26 protein-coding genes are annotated in these 20,070 nt (G+C 62.8%); 11 read left to right on the top strand and 15 right to left on the bottom strand.

All coding sequences use genetic code 11. The annotated features are described in order from the left end of the window. Positions 1–16 precede the first annotated feature (16 nt). Both AC1DQ3_RS03210 and AC1DQ3_RS03205 read left to right on the top strand, forming a co-directional pair. Positions 17–637 (top strand): RNA polymerase sigma factor, encoded by a 621-nt coding sequence (locus AC1DQ3_RS03210; RefSeq protein ID WP_477118721.1) that lies wholly within the window; start codon positions 17–19, stop codon positions 635–637. Next, the gene (locus AC1DQ3_RS03205; RefSeq protein WP_477118720.1) at positions 634–2,028 is read left to right on the top strand and encodes a hypothetical protein; all 1,395 of its coding nucleotides are present in this window, start codon (positions 634–636) and stop codon (positions 2,026–2,028) included. Before AC1DQ3_RS03210 ends, AC1DQ3_RS03205 begins: the two co-directional genes overlap by 4 nt. A gap of 30 nt (positions 2,029–2,058) precedes the next feature. On the opposite strand, the gene AC1DQ3_RS03200 is transcribed toward AC1DQ3_RS03205, so the two are convergent. Continuing rightward, on the bottom strand, positions 2,059–2,994 hold the full coding sequence (locus tag AC1DQ3_RS03200; protein ID WP_477118719.1) for a LysR family transcriptional regulator: 936 nt from the start codon (positions 2,992–2,994) through the stop codon (positions 2,059–2,061). A gap of 203 nt (positions 2,995–3,197) precedes the next feature. Here AC1DQ3_RS03200 and AC1DQ3_RS03195 point away from each other — a divergent pair, with 203 nt between their 5' ends. Continuing rightward, positions 3,198–4,460, top strand: coding sequence for an acyl-CoA dehydrogenase family protein (locus AC1DQ3_RS03195; protein WP_477118718.1), 1,263 nt, complete (start codon positions 3,198–3,200; stop codon positions 4,458–4,460). A gap of 171 nt (positions 4,461–4,631) precedes the next feature. Further along, positions 4,632–5,324, top strand: a complete 693-nt coding sequence (locus tag AC1DQ3_RS03190; protein WP_477118717.1) for a glutathione binding-like protein — start codon at positions 4,632–4,634, stop codon at positions 5,322–5,324. Positions 5,325–5,356: 32 nt separating this feature from the next. Here AC1DQ3_RS03190 and AC1DQ3_RS03185 read toward each other — a convergent pair whose 3' ends face one another. Beyond that, the gene (locus AC1DQ3_RS03185; protein ID WP_477118716.1) at positions 5,357–6,133 is read right to left on the bottom strand and encodes a hypothetical protein; all 777 of its coding nucleotides are present in this window, start codon (positions 6,131–6,133) and stop codon (positions 5,357–5,359) included. A gap of 80 nt (positions 6,134–6,213) precedes the next feature. Between AC1DQ3_RS03185 and AC1DQ3_RS03180 the strand changes: the two genes are divergently transcribed. Together AC1DQ3_RS03180 and AC1DQ3_RS03175 are read left to right on the top strand one after the other, a co-directional pair. Continuing rightward, the gene (locus AC1DQ3_RS03180; protein WP_477118715.1) at positions 6,214–6,480 is read left to right on the top strand and encodes a hypothetical protein; all 267 of its coding nucleotides are present in this window, start codon (positions 6,214–6,216) and stop codon (positions 6,478–6,480) included. Between the two features lie 168 nt (positions 6,481–6,648). Continuing rightward, complete coding sequence (locus AC1DQ3_RS03175) at positions 6,649–7,035, top strand: helix-turn-helix domain-containing protein (protein WP_477118714.1); 387 nt, start codon at positions 6,649–6,651, stop codon at positions 7,033–7,035. A 160-nt stretch (positions 7,036–7,195) separates the two neighbouring features. Here the strand turns inward: AC1DQ3_RS03175 and AC1DQ3_RS03170 are convergent, their stop codons facing one another. The 4 genes from AC1DQ3_RS03170 to AC1DQ3_RS03155 all read right to left on the bottom strand — a co-directional run bounded on the left by AC1DQ3_RS03170 (position 7,196) and on the right by AC1DQ3_RS03155 (position 8,598). Further along, positions 7,196–7,480 (bottom strand): pyridoxal-phosphate dependent enzyme, encoded by a 285-nt coding sequence (locus tag AC1DQ3_RS03170; RefSeq protein WP_477118713.1) that lies wholly within the window; start codon positions 7,478–7,480, stop codon positions 7,196–7,198. Next, a complete protein-coding gene (locus AC1DQ3_RS03165) occupies positions 7,378–7,821 on the bottom strand; it encodes a pyridoxal-phosphate dependent enzyme (RefSeq protein ID WP_477118712.1) in 444 nt (147 codons plus the stop codon). The genes AC1DQ3_RS03170 and AC1DQ3_RS03165 overlap by 103 nt, the downstream gene beginning before the upstream one ends. A gap of 360 nt (positions 7,822–8,181) precedes the next feature. Next, complete coding sequence (locus AC1DQ3_RS03160) at positions 8,182–8,370, bottom strand: hypothetical protein (protein ID WP_477118711.1); 189 nt, start codon at positions 8,368–8,370, stop codon at positions 8,182–8,184. 69 nt (positions 8,371–8,439) lie between these two features. Continuing rightward, the gene (locus AC1DQ3_RS03155) at positions 8,440–8,598 is read right to left on the bottom strand and encodes a hypothetical protein (RefSeq protein WP_477118710.1); all 159 of its coding nucleotides are present in this window, start codon (positions 8,596–8,598) and stop codon (positions 8,440–8,442) included. A 145-nt stretch (positions 8,599–8,743) separates the two neighbouring features. Here AC1DQ3_RS03155 and AC1DQ3_RS03150 point away from each other — a divergent pair, with 145 nt between their 5' ends. From AC1DQ3_RS03150 to AC1DQ3_RS03130, 5 genes are all read left to right on the top strand, one after another. Then, positions 8,744–9,439, top strand: a complete 696-nt coding sequence (locus AC1DQ3_RS03150) for a glycine-rich domain-containing protein (protein ID WP_477118709.1) — start codon at positions 8,744–8,746, stop codon at positions 9,437–9,439. 80 nt (positions 9,440–9,519) lie between these two features. Beyond that, the gene (locus tag AC1DQ3_RS03145) at positions 9,520–11,190 is read left to right on the top strand and encodes an ATP-binding cassette domain-containing protein (RefSeq protein WP_477118708.1); all 1,671 of its coding nucleotides are present in this window, start codon (positions 9,520–9,522) and stop codon (positions 11,188–11,190) included. Position 11,191: 1 nt separating this feature from the next. Continuing rightward, entirely contained in the window at positions 11,192–12,064 is an 873-nt protein-coding gene (locus tag AC1DQ3_RS03140) for a JmjC domain-containing protein (protein WP_477118707.1), read from the top strand. A gap of 7 nt (positions 12,065–12,071) precedes the next feature. Then, on the top strand, positions 12,072–12,305 hold the full coding sequence (locus AC1DQ3_RS03135; protein ID WP_477118706.1) for a DUF2164 family protein: 234 nt from the start codon (positions 12,072–12,074) through the stop codon (positions 12,303–12,305). After that, positions 12,298–12,690, top strand: coding sequence for a hypothetical protein (locus AC1DQ3_RS03130; protein ID WP_477118705.1), 393 nt, complete (start codon positions 12,298–12,300; stop codon positions 12,688–12,690). Before AC1DQ3_RS03135 ends, AC1DQ3_RS03130 begins: the two co-directional genes overlap by 8 nt. A gap of 420 nt (positions 12,691–13,110) precedes the next feature. Here AC1DQ3_RS03130 and ureG read toward each other — a convergent pair whose 3' ends face one another. From ureG to urtE, 9 genes are all read right to left on the bottom strand, one after another. Continuing rightward, on the bottom strand, positions 13,111–13,740 hold the full coding sequence (gene ureG / locus AC1DQ3_RS03125) for an urease accessory protein UreG (protein ID WP_477118704.1): 630 nt from the start codon (positions 13,738–13,740) through the stop codon (positions 13,111–13,113). A gap of 47 nt (positions 13,741–13,787) precedes the next feature. Further along, positions 13,788–14,480, bottom strand: coding sequence for an urease accessory protein UreF (locus tag AC1DQ3_RS03120; RefSeq protein ID WP_477118703.1), 693 nt, complete (start codon positions 14,478–14,480; stop codon positions 13,788–13,790). Between the two features lie 193 nt (positions 14,481–14,673). Then, positions 14,674–15,285, bottom strand: coding sequence for an urease accessory protein UreE (ureE, locus tag AC1DQ3_RS03115; RefSeq protein WP_477118702.1), 612 nt, complete (start codon positions 15,283–15,285; stop codon positions 14,674–14,676). A 9-nt stretch (positions 15,286–15,294) separates the two neighbouring features. Then, complete coding sequence (gene ureC / locus AC1DQ3_RS03110) at positions 15,295–17,013, bottom strand: urease subunit alpha (RefSeq protein ID WP_477118701.1); 1,719 nt, start codon at positions 17,011–17,013, stop codon at positions 15,295–15,297. Continuing rightward, a complete protein-coding gene (locus tag AC1DQ3_RS03105) occupies positions 17,013–17,318 on the bottom strand; it encodes an urease subunit beta (protein ID WP_477118700.1) in 306 nt (101 codons plus the stop codon). Before AC1DQ3_RS03105 ends, ureC begins: the two co-directional genes overlap by 1 nt. Before the next feature lie 25 nt (positions 17,319–17,343). Continuing rightward, positions 17,344–17,967 (bottom strand): HupE/UreJ family protein, encoded by a 624-nt coding sequence (locus AC1DQ3_RS03100; protein WP_477118699.1) that lies wholly within the window; start codon positions 17,965–17,967, stop codon positions 17,344–17,346. Positions 17,968–18,038: 71 nt separating this feature from the next. Next, the gene (locus AC1DQ3_RS03095) at positions 18,039–18,341 is read right to left on the bottom strand and encodes an urease subunit gamma (RefSeq protein ID WP_477118698.1); all 303 of its coding nucleotides are present in this window, start codon (positions 18,339–18,341) and stop codon (positions 18,039–18,041) included. Between the two features lie 54 nt (positions 18,342–18,395). Beyond that, positions 18,396–19,274 carry an urease accessory protein UreD gene (locus AC1DQ3_RS03090; RefSeq protein ID WP_477118697.1) on the bottom strand — a complete coding sequence of 293 codons (879 nt, stop codon included), beginning with the start codon at positions 19,272–19,274 and terminating at the stop codon, positions 18,396–18,398. A gap of 101 nt (positions 19,275–19,375) precedes the next feature. Next, positions 19,376–20,068, bottom strand: a complete 693-nt coding sequence (gene urtE, locus AC1DQ3_RS03085; protein WP_477118696.1) for an urea ABC transporter ATP-binding subunit UrtE — start codon at positions 20,066–20,068, stop codon at positions 19,376–19,378. Between the last annotated feature and the right edge of the window lie 2 nt (positions 20,069–20,070).

Here is a 20,070-nt window from a genome sequence, read left to right as displayed (position 1 = left end):
TCATATACTGCCGCGCATGAATACCTGCGCACCGGGTGCCCCACCCTCCAATCGCACTACCGGCCTGTCCGCGCTGCCGGACACCGACCTGATGCTGCTGGTCGCCAACGGCCTGATCGAGCAGCCGGTAGCGGAGCTGTTTCGCCGCCACAACGCGGCGCTGTACAACTATGTGGCCTGGYTGTGCCAGGGCAATGCCGGCGAGGCAGAGGACGTGACCCAGAAAACCTGGGTCAAGCTGATGACCCGTTGCGGCGACTACCAGCCCAGCGCGGCCCTGCGCACCTTCCTGTTCCAGATCGCGCGCAATACCTGGCTGGACCAATTGCGCGGCGCCTACGAGCGCCAGCGCGACACGCTCGACGAGACCCACCTCGCCCTGCCGGCCGACGATCTCAGCCCCGAGGCCGAGGCGCAGTTGCGGCAGAACCTGCAAGGCGTGCGCCAAGCGCTGCTGGCGCTGCCGGCGGCGCAGCGCGAGGTGATCGTGCTGCGTTTCTTCAGCGAGATGAGCGTGGAGGAAATCGCCCTGACGCTGGGCGAGAAGTTCGAGACCATCAAGAGCCGGCTGCGCTATGCCTTCGCGCGGCTGCGCGATAGCCTGGCGGCCACGGCGTCGCAGGAGCGGCTGCCATGAGCGCGGACGAACGGTTCATTGCCGGCGAGGACCGGCTCTCCGCATTGCTGCGGCAGGTCCCCGCCTTTGCGCCGCCGGCCTCGCTGGAGGCCGCGGTGATGGCCGCAGCGCGCGCGGAGCAAGCTGCCCGGAACGCACCCGCGCCGTTGCCGCCCACGGCGCTGCCGCCCAAGCTCCGGGCCTACGCCGAGCAGGCCGCTGCCCCTGCCGACGATGACGGGCAGGACTTCACCCCGCCGGCTGGCTTGCAGGCGTCGGTCATGGCGCAAGCCGCGCGGCTGCAGGCGGCACAGGCAACGCGCCGCAACGCGGTGCTGGAGGAAGTCCGGCGCGGCGACCCACCGCAAAGCGTGCTCGGCGCGCCAGTCAGCGAGGCGGCGCAGGCCTGGCTGCGCGAACAGGCTACGCAGCAGGCCCTGGACGAACAGGCGGCGAAACCGGCCCGGGCCCGCCGCGCGCGGCGCTGGTGGCCAGCGCTGGGCGTGCTCGCCGGCACCCTTGGCGTGGGCGTCCTGTCGCTGCAGATCGTATTGCGCCAGATTGACCTGCGCGGCGGCGAAATCACGTTGCCGGCCAATGCGCCCGCCCCTGTGATGGCCAAGGCGGCAAAGCAGGCGGATGCGACCGAGCCAGCCACGCAGGCGCCGCGCCAGCCTGCAGTTCCGGCCCCGCAAGCCGAAACCGCTGGACGGCCGGCATCGCCGCGCGCGGATGCGCAGGCGCCACCGCCCCCGGCACAGCCCGCGCAAGCCAGCCCGTCCGCGGCGGCCGGCGCGCAACCCCATCGCGCGCCCCCCGCCAAGGCGCAGGCCAAGGCCGCGCCGCGCGAGCCCGACGTGCTCGCGGAGCAGCGCGCACCTGCGCCAGAGGAAAGCGCCCCCGGCGTGACCGGCTCGCTACCCGCCGGGGCGCCGCCCGCGCCCGCGCTGCGCGCGCCGGCCCCCATGGCTGCCATCGCTCCACCCGCCCCGATCGCATCGATCCCACCAATCGCGCCAGCTGCGCCGGCGCCTGCCATCGAGCCGCCCCGGTTGGCGCTGCGCGCCAGCCCGTCGCCACAGGCCGATGCGGCGCGCGCGCCGGCGGTCAGGGGGCAACGGCCGGGAAACTGGACGATGAGCTGGACGATGAACCTGCGGGAGGAACCCCAGTTGGCCGTGGAGCGCCTGCTTTCCGCCCCGTCGGGGGCGGCGCCGGCTGCGGGCGCGCTGCTCGCGCTGCGCGTCACGGCGGCGGCACCGGCAAGCCCGGAAGTCAGGGCCTGGGTCGAGCGGCTATGGCAGGCGGTGCCGGCTGAATACCGGCCCCCGCTGCCCTATGCCGTGCAGGCAGACAGCACGCTGCCGCCGGCCACCGTGCGCATCGAGCGCCAGGCCGACAGCCCGCCCTGAACGGGCGGCGGCGTCACGCGCAGGGCATGGTCAGCCCTGCGCCACCTCGCTCAGGCCTCCGCCGAGCGAGGTGATCACCGCCAGCAACTGCTCGCGCAGCCAGCGATTGGCGCCGTCGTTCTCGCCGCCCGCGTGCCAGTAAAGGTGCAGTTCCAGCGCAGGCACCTTGAAGGGCAGCGAGAGCAGCCGGTTGGCATAGGGCTCGTTGGCAATGCGCGCATAGCGCAGCGGCAGCGTGGCCAGCAGGTCGGTGCAGCTCACCACCCGGCAGGCCGCGGCGTAATGCTGGCAGCGCAGCCGCACCCGGCGCGTCAGCCCCATGCGGTGCAGCGCCTGATCCTCCAGCCCGGCGCCGCGCCGGCGCGATGACACGTGCACGTGCTCCGCGGCCAGGTAGCGCTCCAGCGTCAGCTCCTTCTTCACCAGCGGATGATCGCGGCGGGCCAGCACCACCATCGGGTCGGCCATGAATGGGGCATGGTGGATCGCGGGCGACACCGGCAGCAGGATATCGATCGCGGCGTCGAGCGTGCCGGCCAGCATCTCGGACTCCATCTCGCGCCGGTCGAAGCGGATCGCGGCAATTTCCACCTGCGGCGCCGCCGCGGTCACGCGCGCCATCAGCGGCGGCAGCAAGGTCGATTCCAGCGCGTCGCGCATGCCGATGGTGAAACGGCGCACGGTGGCCGCCGGATCGAAATGCGGCGTATCTTGCAGGGTGCGCGCGAAGGATTGCAGCGCGGCGCGCACCTCGGCGGCCAGCGAGCGCGCCAGCGGCGTGGGCGCCATGCCCTGCCCCCGCCGCTCGAACAGCGGGTCGTCGAACAAGGTACGCAGGCGCCCCAGCGCATGGCTGACCGCCGGCTGGGTCAGGTTGAGCTGGCGGGCGGCGGCCGTGATGCTGCCTTCGCTATGGATAGCGTCGAACACCACGAAGAGATTGAGGTCGATGCGGGAGAGCTGCATGGCAGGCATTCTGGCACGGAATGCAGCGCATTGATACTGTCAAATCCAGAAAATTCATTTTTCTAATTACCTGGATTGCGGTACAGTCCTCCTCAGTCAGCGCAAACCGCGCAAACCGCGCACCGCCGGCGCCGGAGACGGCCCACCGCAATCCGTTGCGGCCCCGCCGGAGGCCGGTCTCATTCAAAGTTGGAGGAGACAACATGCAATTCGAGTACACCCCCAAGGTCAAGGAAATGCAGGCTCGCCTGCTGGCCTTCTTCGACAAGCACATCTATCCGAACGAGAAGCGCTACCACGCGGAGGTCCAGGCCAATCGCCAGGCCGGCAACGCCTGGGTGCCGACCAAGGTGATCGAGGAACTCAAGCCGCTGGCGCGCGAAGCCGGCCTGTGGAATCTGTTCCTGCCCCACTCCAAGCGGGCCCCGGAAGGCCTGTCCAACCTCGAGTACGCACCGCTGTGCGAAATCATGGGCCGGGTGCACTGGGCGGCCGAAGTCTTCAATTGCGCCGCGCCCGACACCGGCAACATGGAAACGCTGGAGCGCTACGCTTCGGAAGAACTCAAGGACAAGTGGCTGGAGCCGCTGCTGCGCGGCGAGATCCGCTCGGCCTTCCTGATGACCGAGCCGGCCGTGGCCTCGTCCGACGCCACCAATATCTCCTGCAGCATTCGCCGCGATGGCGACGAATACGTGATCAACGGCACCAAGTGGTGGTCGTCGGGCGCGGGCGACCCCCGTTGCCAGGTCTATATCGTGATGGGCAAGACCGATCCGGAGGCGGGCCGCCATGAGCAGCAATCGATGATCGTGGTGCCGGCCGATACCCCGGGCATCACCGTCAAGCGTTTCCTGCCGGTGTTCGGCTACGACGACGCGCCGCACGGCCACATGGAGATCGAACTGAAGGATGTGCGCGTGCCGGCCGCCAACATCCTGCTAGGCGAAGGCCGCGGCTTCGAGATCGCCCAGGGCCGCCTCGGCCCGGGCCGCATCCACCACTGCATGCGCAGCATCGGCGCAGCCGAGCGCGCGCTGGAACTGCTGTGCAAGCGTGCGCTGTCGCGTGTTGCCTTCGGCAAGCCGGTGGCCGCCCAGGGCGTGACGCGCGAGCGTATCGCCGAAGCACGCTGCGACATCGAGATGGCTCGCCTGCTGACGCTCAAGGCCGCCTACATGATGGACACCGCGGGCAACAAGGTGGCCAAGGCCGAGATCGCCATGATCAAGGTGGTGGCGCCGAACATGGCCCTGAAGGTCATCGACTGGGCCATCCAGGTCCACGGCGCCGCCGGCGTCAGCGACGACTTCCCGCTGGCCTCGTCGTGGGCGCAGCAGCGTACCCTGCGCCTGGCCGACGGCCCGGACGAGGTGCACCGCAACGCCATCGCCAAGCTGGAACTGGCCAAGCACATGGGCCAGAACCCGGATGAAATCAACATGCCGGTGGCGCGCGGCTTCTAAGTCGCAAAGCCAGTATCACCCCCGGCCCTGCCGGCAACATGGAAAACGCGCAGCCTGTCTGCGCGTTTTTTTCTTCTGTGCTTAAATCGCGCGGTTCGCCAGGTCAGTGGTTGATGTGGCAGTTTAAATGTTCGCAGCAACCACAGCATTCACAGCCAGGAGCCTCATCCGATGATCGACGTCTACAGCTGGCCCACGGCCAACGGCCACAAGGTTCACATCATGCTCGAGGAGTGCGGCCTCGAGTACAAGGTCCACCCCGTCAACATCGGCGCCGGCGACCAGTTCGAGGCCGACTTCCTCAAGATCAGCCCGAACAACAAGATCCCGGCCATCGCCGACCCCGACGGCCCGGACGGCCAGCCCATCTCGCTGTTCGAGTCCGGCGCCATCCTGCTGTACCTCGCAGGCAAGACGGGCAAGTTCCTGCCCGAGGACGTGCGCGGCAAGTATGAGGCGCTGCAGTGGCTGATGTTCCAGATGGGCGGCGTGGGCCCGATGCTGGGCCAGGCGGCCCATTTCCGCGTGTACGCGCCCGAGAAGATCGAATACGCCATCAAGCGCTACAGCAACGAGACGCGCCGCCTCTATGGTGTCATCGACAAGCAATTGTCGAAGCATGCCTGGCTTGCGGGCGACGCCTACTCCGTGGCCGACATCGCCACCTTCCCCTGGCTGCGCAACTGGCAGAACCAGGGTGTGGTACTGGACGACTACCCGCACCTGAAACGCTGGCTCACCGAGATCGCCGAACGCCCGGCGGTCAAGCGCGGCGTGCAGGTGCTGGCCATGGAGCGCAAGCCCCTGCAAGATGACAAGGCGCGCGAAGTCCTATTTGGTGCCGGGCAGTACCAGCGCCGCTAGGCATTGCCCCGGGGCGAGTTCCCCGGGCAGGGTCAATGCAGGGAGACGGACTGCACCCCTCCGACTTCTCCGGCCACTTGCGCCGGCGCCTGCAGGCAGCACAGCAGGCTCGCCACGCGATGGAGCGCATCGATCCGGTACGTTTCGTCGGGATCCGGCGCGAAGACCATGCCGGGCTGCAGGTAGACCACCTGCCGCTCGACTTGCGGCCAGGGCGAATGCCATTGCAGGCACAGCGTCCCCTCATGGCAGGCCGCCCAGTTCAACCCGCCCGCGCGCAAGCGCACCGCCCATTCCCGCTCGCCCTCCGCCAATGCGACAAAGGCCGCGTTGACGCGTGCCAGGCCAGGCGCCAGCGCGTCGCTCCTCCCGGCACCAGATGCAGCCCGCCAGCGCTGCGCCTGGCCCGCGGCAAAGGCGTCGTAGCTTCTCGTGATGCCCGCCCCCACCAGCCCGACGGCGCCTGGATCCAGGATGGCGCGGATCAGCACGGTGTCCTGCAGCGCCGCAAGCTGCAGCCGCTCGGCCTGGCGCAGCGCGTACACGCCGCCGGCGGCCAACAGCACCGGGTCGCCGCCCGCCGGCGTCAGCTTGATGGTCCCGCACAGGCAAGCCCACCACTCGGCACGGGCGGCGACGACGCCCGACTGCATCGCGCCCTGCGGCAGGAAGATGTAGTCGCCGCTGCTGCCCAGCCCGGCGGACTCCGGCACCACCCTCACCTGCAAGCCGACGCGCAGCTGCGAATCGCTTCCGCCGATCAGTACTTCGCCGCGCATCTGCGCGTCGAACAACGAAAAAATACGCATGACACACCCTTCTCCGCATGGTGGAAAAATGTAGCGCCGCGCTTCCCGGGGGTGAATTGCCCTTGAGTCCGAAGCTTTGATTGCCTGGTTTCCTGGTTTCCTGGTTTCTCGGTACCTCGGTTTTCTTGTCTGCTGCCGTCCTGCCGACTTATTCTCCTGCGCTGCCAGTGCCTGAACCCCCTCCCGGCCTGGTCAGTCACATTCGGAAAAGCTTTTACCCGACACTCGCAGGCATCATCCAAAGGTTTGCCGGGATCACGTCGATCACGTCGCCTGTAGTGGTTGCCACCGCCTTCGCCAATATCAAAGACAGCAAGCAACAAGCGGCAAGCAAGCGGCAACAATGAAAACAGCCAAACCCGGGTACGCGCGCTTCAAATCCGCGCACTCCCTCCTGCTGACCACCCGGCACTCCGATCGGCATCATTGTAACCTATAGTGCGTAATACTATAAGGCGTCGCCACAAAGAGGTCAAAGCCTTAGCCTCGATCCGTTTTCCATTACGCATAGCGCCATGGTCGGTGATCCTCTGAAGCTCTTCGGGCTGCATCTTTCGGCGTTGCGCAAACAGCGTGGCTGGTCGCAGGAAAAGCTCGCTCTCGAAAGCGGCATGGCGCGCTCCTACCTGAGCGGTATCGAGCGCGGCGTGCGCAATGTCTCCCTGATCAATATCTGCGCGCTGGCCGGCACGCTTGGCGTGAGTGCCAGCGAAATGCTCAACTTCACCGGTGGCGAGGGCCAGGGCGGCGCCCTGGTGCTGGAGCAGAAGTGCGCGGAGTTCAATATCACGCCCGCGCAGCGCGTCACCGTGCGCCATATGGCTCTGATGACCGACACCGAGCAGGACGTGATCGCGTCGGTAGCGCGCACGATCGCCGTCCGGGCCATGCAGCAGACCTGACCGCCTGGCGCGTCCACTGCCAGCAAGTTCGGCAAAACGCGCTGCGTCGAGGTTGACCCCGCACACGGTCAGCGCCACCTTCTTGCCCGCCAGCGTCTCACGCAGGGGCGCCAGCAACGCCGCGGTGGACACCGCGGTGGGGCGGGCTCCGTAGCCAGCTTCATGTCGCGATAGAGGATGCGCATGGCGTCGCATATCGCCGCGTCGGATACCCACACCATGGCGTCGACGAACTGGCGGCACACGCCCTAGCTGCAGTCGAGCGCATACGGCGCGCGCAGGCTGTCGGCGACCGTGCTGACCCGATCGAGGGCTTGCGGACCCCCGCCTCGAAGCTGCGGTTCATGGCATCGGCGCCCTCCGGCTCGGCGCCATAGACCCGGCAGGCCGGATGGATCTGCTTGACCGCCGCGGCGATGCCGGCGCACAGGCCGCCGCCGCCCACCGGCACCACCGCGGCATTGAGGCCCCTCCAACCTGGCGCATCAGTTCCAGCCCCACCGTGCCGGTACCCTGCGCGACCAGCGAGCCGTCGTACGGCTGGACCATGGTGCGCCCCTCCTGCTCGACCAGTTGCAATGCGTGGTCAAAAGCGGCATGCACATCCGGCAGCAACAGCACCTTGGCCCCGGCCTCCCAGCAGGCGGCTATGCGCGCCGGACTGGCGCTGGCCGGCATCGCCAGCTTGGCTCCGACGCCGACCAGCTTTGCCGCATGGGCCACCGCCATGGCATGGTTGCCGGCACTGGCCGCCACCACGCCGCGCAAACGCGCCGCGTCGTCCATGCGCTCGATGCAGTGGTTGATGTCGCGCGGGCCTCATCGTGGTTGGCGTACTGACGCTGCAACACGCGTTCCATCTTCAGGTTCAGAAAGAACCGCTCCATCACGGCGTTGTCCTCCTATCGACCTTGTCCGAGGAAATTAGACCACCACAGAAAGCGTACTCGACATATCTGGGGTGTGGTTCTGAGGATCAGCCAATGTTGGTAGCAAAGACACTTAAACCGAAGCGGAATTCGAATCGTCTCTATGTCACTAAAGGCGCCAATGGGCTAACGTCGATAGAGACGAAAGGCCACAACAAGCAGCTTCAAGCATTCGCGCGAAAATGAGCACACATCTCACTATCCCGCTTCTGCCTTATCACATCGGCGTTGTCGCCTGGAAGTGCCCATTTTCGGGCAAACGGGCGCCAATCGTCGCTGTGAATTGATCATCCATAAACGGACGTCTCAACGACGAGAATACCGGGAAGAGGTTAATTCCCGATGTGTTCGCGGTCTTCTGGCTTGCATTTAAGAAAACCACCAGGATCTTGACCACCTTGCCCATTAAACCTCATGACGCCACTGCGCCCACCCCGCCTCGCGTGTGCGGCATCCCGGCCAGATTCGACTGCAGTTAGCCGTCCATGCGCGCTACCGGATGCGCGAAGATCAGGCCGTGCTGTTCGAGATTGCGGCAGCGAACTAGCAGAAGTACGGCAGAAAGCGGCCCAGCCCGTCGAAACGCCGCGCGCATTGCCGCGGTCAGCCAGGTGACCTCCGAAGAGATCGACATGTGGCTGCCGCGAGCGGCAATGACAACCGGCCATACGGTTGGCGGGAACCAACGAATGCAATTCAACTGCTGACAGGAGAGGGCCAATGACTACTAAGTAACTACCGTCTCATTCTCTCAGAGCAATCAACGAACAGGAGGCAATATGAGTGCAGCCTTGGATCTCCAAAGTAGCGTCTACAATTTCTTGTATCCAGAGGAACTGACTAGATATCAACACGAAGGAGTCATTGGAAAATTCAGAGACGAGTGGGATGTTGAAGAGACGCAAGCACTTGACATCTTTTCAGAGATGAAGAAATTTCTTTACGTATCCGAGTACGCACAGAAACAATGTATTGAATTTGAAATCGATGAGCCAATTTTAATGATTGATAAAATGTGGCACCAATTCATCCTCTTCACCAACGATTACGATAAATTCTGTAACCACTTCTTTGGAAAGATGCTCCATCACATGCCCTTCTGTTCGGCGCACCTGACACAGAAAATCAAGACACTGTCTCAGAACGGAATAACACTGAACGAACACAAGCGTGAAAGACTGGAGAAACAGCTCTATGTCATCAGCTCGACGTTCGGCGCTGAAACACTGAAGAAATGGTATGTGCACTACGGCAGAAAATACTCGCCCGAAAAGGTGAACATGCTGCAGCGCCCCGCTTTTCATGGGGAACTGGATAAGCTGGGTGTGCCAATCGAGCCGAAAGCCGCTGACAGGATGACGGGCGCCGAACTTATCCAAGGCATCATTCAGCACGTCTCGCCGTCAATGTATTGTGGCGGGAGCAGTTGTGGCATGTATTGCACCTGCAACTCTTCCGGTAATCCTTACTTCTAAAACACGGACATCAAGTGTGGCGCCCCGTTTACGAGAATTCGCATTTGAATCGAAGTAAATTCCAGCCATGGAGTCGGGAATTGAATCAAAGAACGAACGCATCGAATTATGTTTCGCTGTTACTGCTTCGTTATAAATACTACTTTGCGGGGGTAGTTTCGCTGGCATGTTTGAGTGCAATATTGAACACATCGTTCGGCGCCATGCTGAAGTGGCTTACAGACGGGCTACAACGTGGAACACCAGGCGTACTCTTCCCTTTTATCGCGCTGTTCGCATTGCAAAGATTTCTACTTCCGATCGCGGGCGCCACCGGTATGCTGCTTTCAAACAGATTGGCGAATAGAATCGAGAGCGATATTCGAAAAAGCTGGTATGAATATGTTGTTGGCCTGGATTATGGTAGCTCCAGACTGAAAAATTCCGGAGAGTACCAGAAGAAGATACAGGAGGCCGTTGTTTCAGTGCGCACCCTTCTAAACAACACACTAAGATCATTGCTCTCGATAACACTTGAGGCTATCTCAATCGCCCTGTTTGCGATTATTTTCGTTGGCGTGGAGGCTGGATTGGTTCTGCTATTCTTCGCTGCCTTCTATTCCGCATTCGTCATTTATTCAACGAAGAAGAGAATACCCGTGATGAGGGAAATTGCCCAATCGGACGCAGAATGTGCCGCATTCATGCACGATAGTTTTATAAACTCCGGATCAATCTCCCCCGACGTTCGGAATAGTAGGGTAAATCAGCACGAAATCCTTCTCTCCAAACTGGAAAACAAGAAAAATCAGAACGTGAGAAAGCTATTTCTCGACAGCTCCCTTTCTTCTGTAATCTGCCTGACAGCTTGCTTCCTGACTCTCATGGCATATTACCCGCAAGGGAAAAACTCGACGGGCGCGATCATTATGCTGGCAACCGGCTTGGCTCAATTGATAATTCAGATCAATACACTTGGATTCAACTATCGAAGCATCCTGAGCGCCAAGATCGATATCTTTCGAATCTCCGAAGGCCTGACGATCAAGAAAAAAATCAGACCCAGTGTTGCGTCTCCAGTTTTTGGAGCCAAGAGCTATGATTTTTCATTCCAGGACTTCAGGGCTCCTGGCGTCGCAGTAGATGGCACCCCTCCAGTATATGGGGCGATCTGCATTAATTCTGGAGTCGTGAACACGTTAAGGGGTCCCAGCGGCATTGGAAAAAGTACCGTCGCGCGAGCGATGCGTGGGGAAGTTCGGACGTCGGCCGGACAACTGCTCGTCAATGGCATGGACGTGAGCGATATGCAGTCGGATCTGTTGCTGGAAAAGATTGGCTATGTTTCCCAGGATAACACCATCTTTAACGAATCCATAATGCAGAATCTCCGGTATGGGAAGCGTGACGCTACACGCGAGGAAATCATCGAATCGCTTTCCAAGGCCGGGTTGCTAAAATTCAGTGACAACCTTGAATACGTAGTCGGGGAAAAAGGCGGGCGACTTTCCGGAGGAGAGCGCCAACGGTTGATTATAGCTCGAGGGCTGCTGCAGGAATGTGAAATACTGATTCTTGACGAACCGTTTTCAGGATTGGATGAGGAGAGGGCTTATGAACTCGCGGGGACTATAACGGGTCTGGCGAGTGACATGTGCATCTTTGTGATAATGCACCAGCGTCCCGAGTCACTCTTCGATCGCGATACCGCGATCAATCAGCACATCATGGAAGAAAAAAATGGAATAATCCACATCGCGACTCAGAGGTAAAATGCTGAACTCCCCCGAATTCCTGACCGACGGCTTGCATTTCCGACCCTATATTTTTGATTCCATTCCGATCGGAGAGATTGCGACCTGGGATGAAGTCAATTCTCTATTATCCAGCGGATTGGTTGATTACCCGAGAATTAGAGTTTCCAGTGCGGGCAACGCATATAGCAGAAATTATACTGGATTCTTGCGTTATTCGCTCACCGAGAGAGGCGAGAGGCGGCCCCGATTGATCCCCGGAGTTATCCATAAGGCAATGCGGGATGGTTGCACGATAATTATCGATCACTGTGAAGCATTTTTTCCTGGAATTAAAGCTCTGATTGGCGAAATAGGGTCCACATTATATTGCCAGGCATGGGCCAACCTGTACGTCTCTCCACGGGGACCAAGCGGATTTGGATACCATTTTGACGACCATGACATCTTCGCAATACAGATTCATGGCAGCAAACACTGGTCGATACATGCTCCTACGTATCATGCGCCAAATCGGGGTGATAAAAGCTTCTACCTGCCATCGCCTAAGGGCAAGCCGATGAGAGAGCACGTGCTTTCCGCCGGGGACGGTCTGTATTTGCCGTTTGGCTATTGGCACGATGTGGAGACAGTAACCGAAATTTCGATGCATGTGACGATTGGCCTGGACTTCACCAGAAAACTGGATGCCCTGAAACTGATTTCGGAAGAACTCGCCAAGGATCGTTTTTTCCGGGACAAGATCAACTTTTCTATGGCCTCGGTTGAGGCTCGTGAACTGCAAGAGCGATTGGTTGAGGCGATACGGGAACTGGACATGGAGATCTTTCTTACGAGACTGCGTGAGCGGCGTCTCGAGAAAGGATCAAGATTCAATTTTCCTGCATTCTAGAGGCACGATGAATAACGATAAATTTGATCTTATTAAATTTTCCTCTGAAATTCGCGATTTATTGGAGAGTGAGTTGGGGATCTCGGTGGGCAACATGGAGGTTGTCCCGTTTTCCGAGAAGCTGTACAAACTGGTACGCGACCAGGCTTACAATGAAGGCGTGCTGGATGCCAAGCACTTGCTGGATCGAAAGTTGTCCGATATCTCAGAACAGTTTGATTTTCTTTTGAGATATGAATAAAAAGTATTCGATCAAGCAGATAAGAGAAGTCTGGACTAATGCCTATTTGAATGGCGAAGTAGACTGGCTTTCATATCTGGAATCTTCTTCTTTCTTCGTAAAAAAGGGGGCCTCTTTGACCTCCAAATCCGAACAAATAACAAATATAAAGCGAAACCAGGCCAAGCTTCCGGGGAAAAAACATGGCGAAGTGGAATTCAAGGAATCAGTTATGGAAATACGCGAAAGAAGTAACTGGACCACTGTATCAGGTTTCGCCTCATTTAAGAGAAATGGAAAGATCGTTAGCCAGTGTGAATTCTTTGAGTTGTGGCTAATTATCGACGATCGGTGGCAGATCACGTCACTGTGTGTCGAAGATATCGATGGATCTTATGAAATATAACGATATTGCGTATGCACCACGAGGATGAAAAGGCTATGTCGACGGCACCGGCTTTTAACGGTGGGTACCGCGGAGCGAGAACAGGCTCCGACTTTTTGCAACGAATTTATAACAGTCCCCCGGAGCTATGGTATCAGGGAAAGCGAATCGAAGATGTCCGGAGTTTCGGGCCTATCAGAAATGGGGTAGAGACCCTTGCCAACCGCTTCCAGCTCGGTGTTTAGCGAAGCGGCCCTTTCGCTCGACGGCACGCTGCGAGCAGAATCAAGACGAAAAAAGCCCGCGGATGCCCAGGCGGGCAATGGCCCGCAGCAGCCAACGGAGATTTGAAGCCTGCCGCACGGAGCGAAGAAGGGGCGAGCGATATCGACGTCCTGGTGGGCCCATTGGCCGTGGCATATCCGTTGCGGCAACCGCGCCTTACACGCCCAGCATGCCCTGGCGCTCGATGAACGCAATCACCTGCTCCAGGCCCTGCCCTGACTTGATGCTGCCCATGACGAACGGCCGCGCGCCGCGCATCTTGCGCGCATCGCTTTCCATGACGTCCAGGTTGGCACCCACGTAGGGAGCCAGGTCGGTCTTGTTGATCACCAGCAGGTCCGACTTGGTGATACCGGGGCCGCCCTTGCGCGGGATCTTCTCGCCGCCCGCCACGTCGATCACGTAGATGGTCAGGTCCGACAGTTCCGGGCTGAAGGTCGCGGCAAGGTTGTCGCCGCCGGACTCGATGAAGACGATATCGGCATCGGGAAACTTGCCGAGCATGCGATCGACGGCTTCCAGGTTGATCGAGGCATCCTCGCGGATCGCGGTATGCGGGCAGCCTCCCGTTTCCACGCCCATGATGCGCTCGGCCGGCAGCGCGCCGGAGATGGTCAGCAGCCGCTGGTCCTCCTTGGTGTAGATATCGTTGGTGATGGCGACCAGGTCATAGCGCTCGCGCATGGCCTTGCACAGCATCTCCAGCAAGGTGGTCTTGCCGGAACCGACGGGGCCGCCCACGCCGACGCGCAGCGGGGGATTTTTCTTGGTACGGGCCTGGGTCATGTCGGGAACCTTGTCTCGGTGATCGTTTGGAGGCTTGCTCGGTCCGCTCAGGAACGGAACAGACGTGAATATTGCGTCTCGTGCCGCGCGGAAAGCAGTCCCAGCATCGGGGAAAAAGTGGATATCAGCGGCGGCTCGGCATCGGCACGGCGCAGGGCCTCATCGACGGTTTCCAGCACCGCGGGATGCAGCCGGCGCAGGATGTGCTGTCCCGCCACCTGGCCCAGCGGCACCGCCTTGAGCGCGGCTGACACCTGGTTCTCGGCCCAGCTGAAGCAATAGGCCGCCAACCCGTCGCGCTCGTCCACTTCCAGCGCCACGCAAGCCGCGGCGAAAGCGGTCGGCAGGCACACCGGCGACAGTGCCGCGAGCTGCGCGCGCAGCGCGGCATCGCCCCACTCCATCTGCGCCACCAGCCGGGCAAGCGACCAGCCCATCTGTTCGGTCTCCAGCCGCAACTCGGCGCTTTCGCGCGTGGCGTGGAACCAGTTGTTCCAATCGGCAAGGCGCGGTGCGTCCAGCGTGCGCCAATGGCGATGCAGCAGCAGCCATACGGGCGCCTCGCACTGCGACTGCACGTCCAGCAGGTTGCTGCGCACCCATTGCTCCGCGCTATCGGCATCGCGCACGATGCCGCAATCGATCGCGGCCTCGAGCCCTTGCGAATAGCTGAAGCCGCCGATCGGCAATGCGGGCGAGGCCAGGTGCAGCAGGCGGATGAGTTGGGAGAGCTTGGTCACGGGCGCTTCCATGCGTCGCGCCATCCATTGTTGCCCTGCAAATCGGCGGCATCGGGCTTCGGCGAGCGCCCGCCCCCTCCCCCCGCCTCCGATAAACCGCCGGTTTGCTTCCCTCTCCCGCTTGCGGGAGAGGGAAGTTCGGGCAGTTGTGGATGGAAGCGTGGCGGCTCGCTCATGCGTTTGGGGCAAAGGCTCAGTGCTTGTGCCCGCAATGCTCATCATGCACGTGCGGCGCATGATCGTGATCGTGATCGTGATCGTGATCGTGATCGTGATCGTGATCGTGCCCATGATGCTCATGAAACACCGTCTGCGCCGCTGCATAGTCCTCGGCGAACGTAGCATCGTGACCATGCTTGTGCCCGCCGCCATAGGCCCCCGCCTCCGGCTCGAACGGCAGCTCCGCGCGTTCAGCCTGCACGCCGAGCCGCCCCAGCATGTCGGCCAGCACCGGATCGAACTCCAGGCGCAAGTAGCCGCGGCCCACTTCCACCGGCGTGTGGCGATTGCCAAGGTGATACGCTGCGCGCATCAGCGCCCGCGGATCGCTGGCGCCCACCTGCAACACGGACTCCGGCGCGGCCAGCACCTCGACGAAGACGCCGCCCTCGGTGACCAGCAGGTCGCCGCCGCGCAGCACGGTGCCCCGCGGCAGGAACAGCGCCACTTCCTCGCCGTTATCCAGCGTGGCGCGCAAGCGGCTCTTGCTGCGCTGTGCGAAAGGCAGCACGAGCTTGGGCGCGCGGCGCACCAGCACCGCGGCGATGCCGTGCGGGGCGGCGAGGTGTTTGTCGATCTTTTGCAAAGGGGTCCCTCAGAAAAGGAAATAGCGCTGCGCCATCGGCAGAACGGTAGCCGGCTCGCAGATCAGCAACTGGCCGTCGGCCACCACCTGGTAGGTTTCGGGATCCACCGTGACGTTCGGCTGCCAGTCATTGTGCACCATGTCGCGCTTGCTGACGGTGCGCGTGCCGCGTACCGCCGACAGCACCTTTTCCAGCCCATAGCGTCCCCCCACATCGGCGGCCAGCGCGGCCTGCGAGACGAAGGTCAGCGAGGACTTGTGCAGTGCCCTGCCGGCTGCGGCGAACATCGGCCGGTAGTGCACCGGCTGCGGCGTCGGGATCGAGGCATTGGGATCGCCCATCGCCGCCGCGGCGATCATCCCGCCCTTGAGGATCAGGCTCGGCTTGACGCCGAAAAAGGCCGGCTTCCACAGCACCAGGTCGGCCCACTTCCCTACCTCGATCGAGCCCACTTCATGCGCGATGCCGTGCGTGAGCGCGGGGTTGATGGTGTACTTGGCGATGTAGCGCTTGACGCGGAAATTGTCGTGCCCGCCGCGCGCGTCGTTGGGATCGCCGGGCAGCTTGCCGCGCTGCGCGGCCATCTTGTGCGCGGTCTGCCAGGTGCGGATGATGACTTCGCCAACCCGGCCCATGGCCTGCGAATCGCTGGAGATCATCGAGAAGGCGCCGAGGTCGTGCAGGATGTCCTCGGCGGCGATGGTCTCGCGGCGGATGCGGCTTTCGGCGAAGGCGATATCCTCGGCGATCGACGGATCCAGGTGATGGCACACCATCAGCATGTCGAGGTGTTCGTCGAGCGTGTTGACCGTGTAGGGCCGCGTCGGGTTGGTCGACGAGGGCAATACGTTAGGCTCGCCGCACACCTTGATGATGTCGGGCGCGTGGCCGCCGCCCGCGCCTTCGGTGTGATAGGTATGGATGGTGCGGCCTTTGAACGCCGCGATGGTGGCCTCGACGAAGCCGGCCTCGTTCAGCGTATCGGTATGGATCGCCACCTGCGTGTCGGTGGCATCCGCCACGCTCAGGCAAGTGTCGATCGCCGCGGGCGTGGTGCCCCAGTCTTCATGCAGCTTGAGCCCGATGGCGCCCGCCTCGACCTGCTCCAGCAGCGGCGCCGCCTGGCTGGCGTTGCCCTTGCCGAGCAGGCCGATATTCATCGGGTAGGCCTCGACTGCCTGCAGCATGCGCTCCATGAACCAGGGCCCGGGCGTGACGGTGGTGGCGAAGGTGCCGGTGGCCGGCCCGGTGCCGCCGCCGATCATGGTGGTGACGCCGCTCATCAGCGCCTCTTCGATCTGCTGCGGGCAGATGAAGTGAATGTGGCTGTCGATGCCGCCAGCGGTGACGATCATGCCCTCGCCCGCGATCACTTCGGTGCCGGGCCCGACCACGATGGTCACGCCGGGCTGGATGTCCGGATTGCCCGCCTTGCCGATCGACGCGATGCGGCCGTCCTTGAGGCCGATGTCCGCCTTGACGATGCCCCAGTGATCGACGATCAGCGCGTTGGTGATGACGGTATCGACGCAGTCCTTTGCCATGCGCTGGCTCTGCCCCATGCCGTCGCGGATTACCTTGCCGCCGCCGAACTTCACTTCCTCGCCGTAGATGGTGAAGTCCTTCTCCACCTCGATGACGAGCCCGGTATCGGCCAGCCGCAACCGGTCGCCGGTGGTCGGGCCGAACATCTCGGCATAGGCCTGCCTGGAGACTTTCACGCTCATCACAGCGCTCCCATGATCTTGCCGTTGAAGCCGTAGACGATGCGCGCGCCGGCCAGCGCGACCAGTTCCACCGTGCGGCTCTGGCCCGGCTCGAAGCGCACGGCGGTGCCGGCGGCGATATTCAGCCGGAAACCGCGCGCGGCCTCGCGGTCGAAATCCAGTGCGGGGTTGGTCTCGTAGAAATGAAAATGCGAGCCGACCTGCACCGGGCGGTCACCGGTGTTGGCCACCGTCACGCTGACCGTGGCACGGCCGGCATTGAGTTCGATCTCGCCCTCTGCGGGCATCAGTTCACCGGGGATCATGCTGGGTTCCTTGTCGAGATCGAGATCAGGCGACCATCAGGCCAACGCCATACAGCGCCACACCGACGCCCGCCAGCCGTGCCAGCCAACCCGCCTGGCGGCGCAGCGCGCCGCCCAGGCCGATGCCCGCCAGATGCAGCGTCATGGTGGCGACCGTGAAGCCGCCCACATAGGCCAGCACCGCGGGCAAGGCGCCAGCCGTGGCCGGCAATTCGGCGCCATGCGCGTAGCCGTGGAAGACAGCGAAGCCACCGACGATGGCCATGCCGCCCCACGCCGGCAGCTTGGCGCGCAGCGCCACCAGCAAGCCGATTACCAGCAGCGAAGCGGCAATCATCGGCTCAACCAGCGGCAGGCCGAAACCGCCCAGCCCGAGCACCGCGCCGGCCAGCATCAGCGCCACAAACACGAAAGGCATGCACAATGCTTCGCGCGGCGAGCGCGCGCCCAGCGCGCTCCACACGCCCACGCCCGCCATGGCCAGCAAGTGGTCCATGCCGGTGAACGGATGCAGCAGGCCTGCCCACAGGCTGGCGCCTACCGTGCCGGCATCGTGGCCGGGGTGGGCGAAAGCCGCGGCGCTGGCAAGCGCCAGCGGGGCACCCATCATGGCGGCCCGGACGGCGCGCGAGCGATTGGATCGGTTCATGTCTTCACCTCGTGTTTTTCTGTTCGGCGGTTGGGAAGCGCTGGCGGGCGCAGGCAAGGCGCCCGCTCGTTTCAGACGATCGGATGGTGCACGGTGACCAGCTTGGTGCCATCGGGGAAGGTGGCTTCCACCTGGATCTCGGGGATCAGCTCGGCCACCCCGTCCATCACGTCTTCACGCGTGAGGACCGTGGTGCCTTCGTGCATCAGGTCGGCCACGGTGCGGCCATCGCGCGCGCCTTCCATGATGCTCGCGGTGATCAGCGCCACCGCCTCCGGATAGTTGAGCTTGAGCCCGCGCGCGCGGCGGCGTTCGGCCAGCAGCGCGGCGGTGAAGATCAACAGCTTGTCCTTCTCTCGCGGAGTCAGTTCCATCCTGGTATTCCCGTTGTTTCTTGTTTTGTACGTGCGGTAGGCGAACGACTGCGCTTACGTCGCCCACAGCCTCAGCGGCCGGGCGGCAACGCCATGGATGGGTTCGCGCAACGCGCTCCATGCCGCCACCATCAAATGCCTGACTGCCTCCATCTGCGCACCGAGCACCCGCAGCARCAGCATGGACTGTCCGTCCTGCTCGAAGCGCGTCACGCCGGCGCGCAGGTCCGGGCCATATGGCAATTGCCCCGCAAGCGCTTCGGCCAGGTCCTGCGTGGCGCCCTCGCCCACCGCCCACAGCGTGCCCATGACATTGAGCCCACCCAGCCCGGTCACCGCCTGGCGCAACGCGCTGCCCGCTTCCAGTTGCGCGCGCTCGATCCATAGTGGCCGCGTACCGCCGTTCACCACGGTATCCATTGCCAGCGACCCACGCGCCCAGGTCTCGCCGCTGGCCTGGCGGCCCAGCACCACGGCGTCCCAGCCGATCGCGCTGGCGCCGGGGGGCACCGTCACGGTGGTGGCAAGACGCCCATGCGCATCGTCGAATACGATGTTCTCCTGCGGCAGCCAGTCCACCCGCGCGCCGGCTTCCAGCGTCAGCGTGACCCGTTGCGCCGCCTCGCGGCCGAGCGACTTGTACCACTTGGTGGCGCCCGGTGTCGCCAGCACCGCATGTGCGCCCGCATCCACCGTCACGTCGATCTGGAGGCTGTCGCCACCGGCCACGCCGGCGGGCGGATGCAGGATCACCACATGGCAAATCGCACCGTCGGCACCCTCGGGATAGAGCGGCTTTTGCACCAGCAAGGGCCCGCGGTGGCGGCGTTCGATCAATACGCTGCGCTCGCCGCGCGCGGCAAACCGCAGGCGCAGGCTGGCTTCCCATGCGGGCGGCACGGCGAGGGTCGAAGGAAAGTCTGGATGACGCATGGAAATTGGGAGGACGGACGCCGCCAGTCTCCGGTGGAAGACCAAACCGGCGGCGCTTCATGATACCGCGCCTCTCGTGCCGGACAAAGCCGCAACCACGATCACACTGCGATCAACTCCCTCACCCCGTCCTCTTCCATCCTGGCCCCCTCGCCCCTCGCCACCACTTCGCCACGGCTCATCACGACATAGTGATCCGCCAGATGCCTGGCAAACTCGTAATACTGCTCGACCAGGAGCACCGTCATGCCGAATTCGTCCACCAGCATCCGCAGCGCGCGGCCAATGTCCTGGATGATCGAGGGCTGGATGCCTTCGGTCGGCTCGTCCAGGATCAGCAGTTCCGGCTCGCTCATCAACGCGCGGCCGATCGCCAGTTGCTGCTGCTGGCCGCCCGAGAGATCGCCGCCGCGGCGCTGGCGCATGCTGCGCAACACCGGGAACAACTGGTAGATCCGGTCCGGCACGCCGGTTGGGCGCTTCAGGCTGGCCGCGCCGATCAGCAGGTTCTCTTCCACCGTCAGGCGCGGAAAGATCTCGCGGCCCTGCGGGACATAGGCGAGGCCGGAAGCCACGCGCTCGTACGGCGGCTTGTTTTCCAGCGCCTGCCCCGCCCAGCTGATGCTGCCACTCTTGGTGGGCACCACGCCCATCAGGCACTTGAGCAAGGTACTCTTGCCCACGCCGTTGCGGCCCAGCAGGGTCGTCAGCTTGCCCTGCGCCACATCGAAGGTGACGTTGCGCAGGATGTGGCTGCCGCCGTAGAACTGGTTGAGTGCATTGACCTGCAACATAG

This window comes from Cupriavidus sp. 01T418, assembly GCF_056398885.1.
Note: the sequence above shows the minus strand (reverse complement) of the source record. Positions and strands in the feature narration are given on the sequence as shown.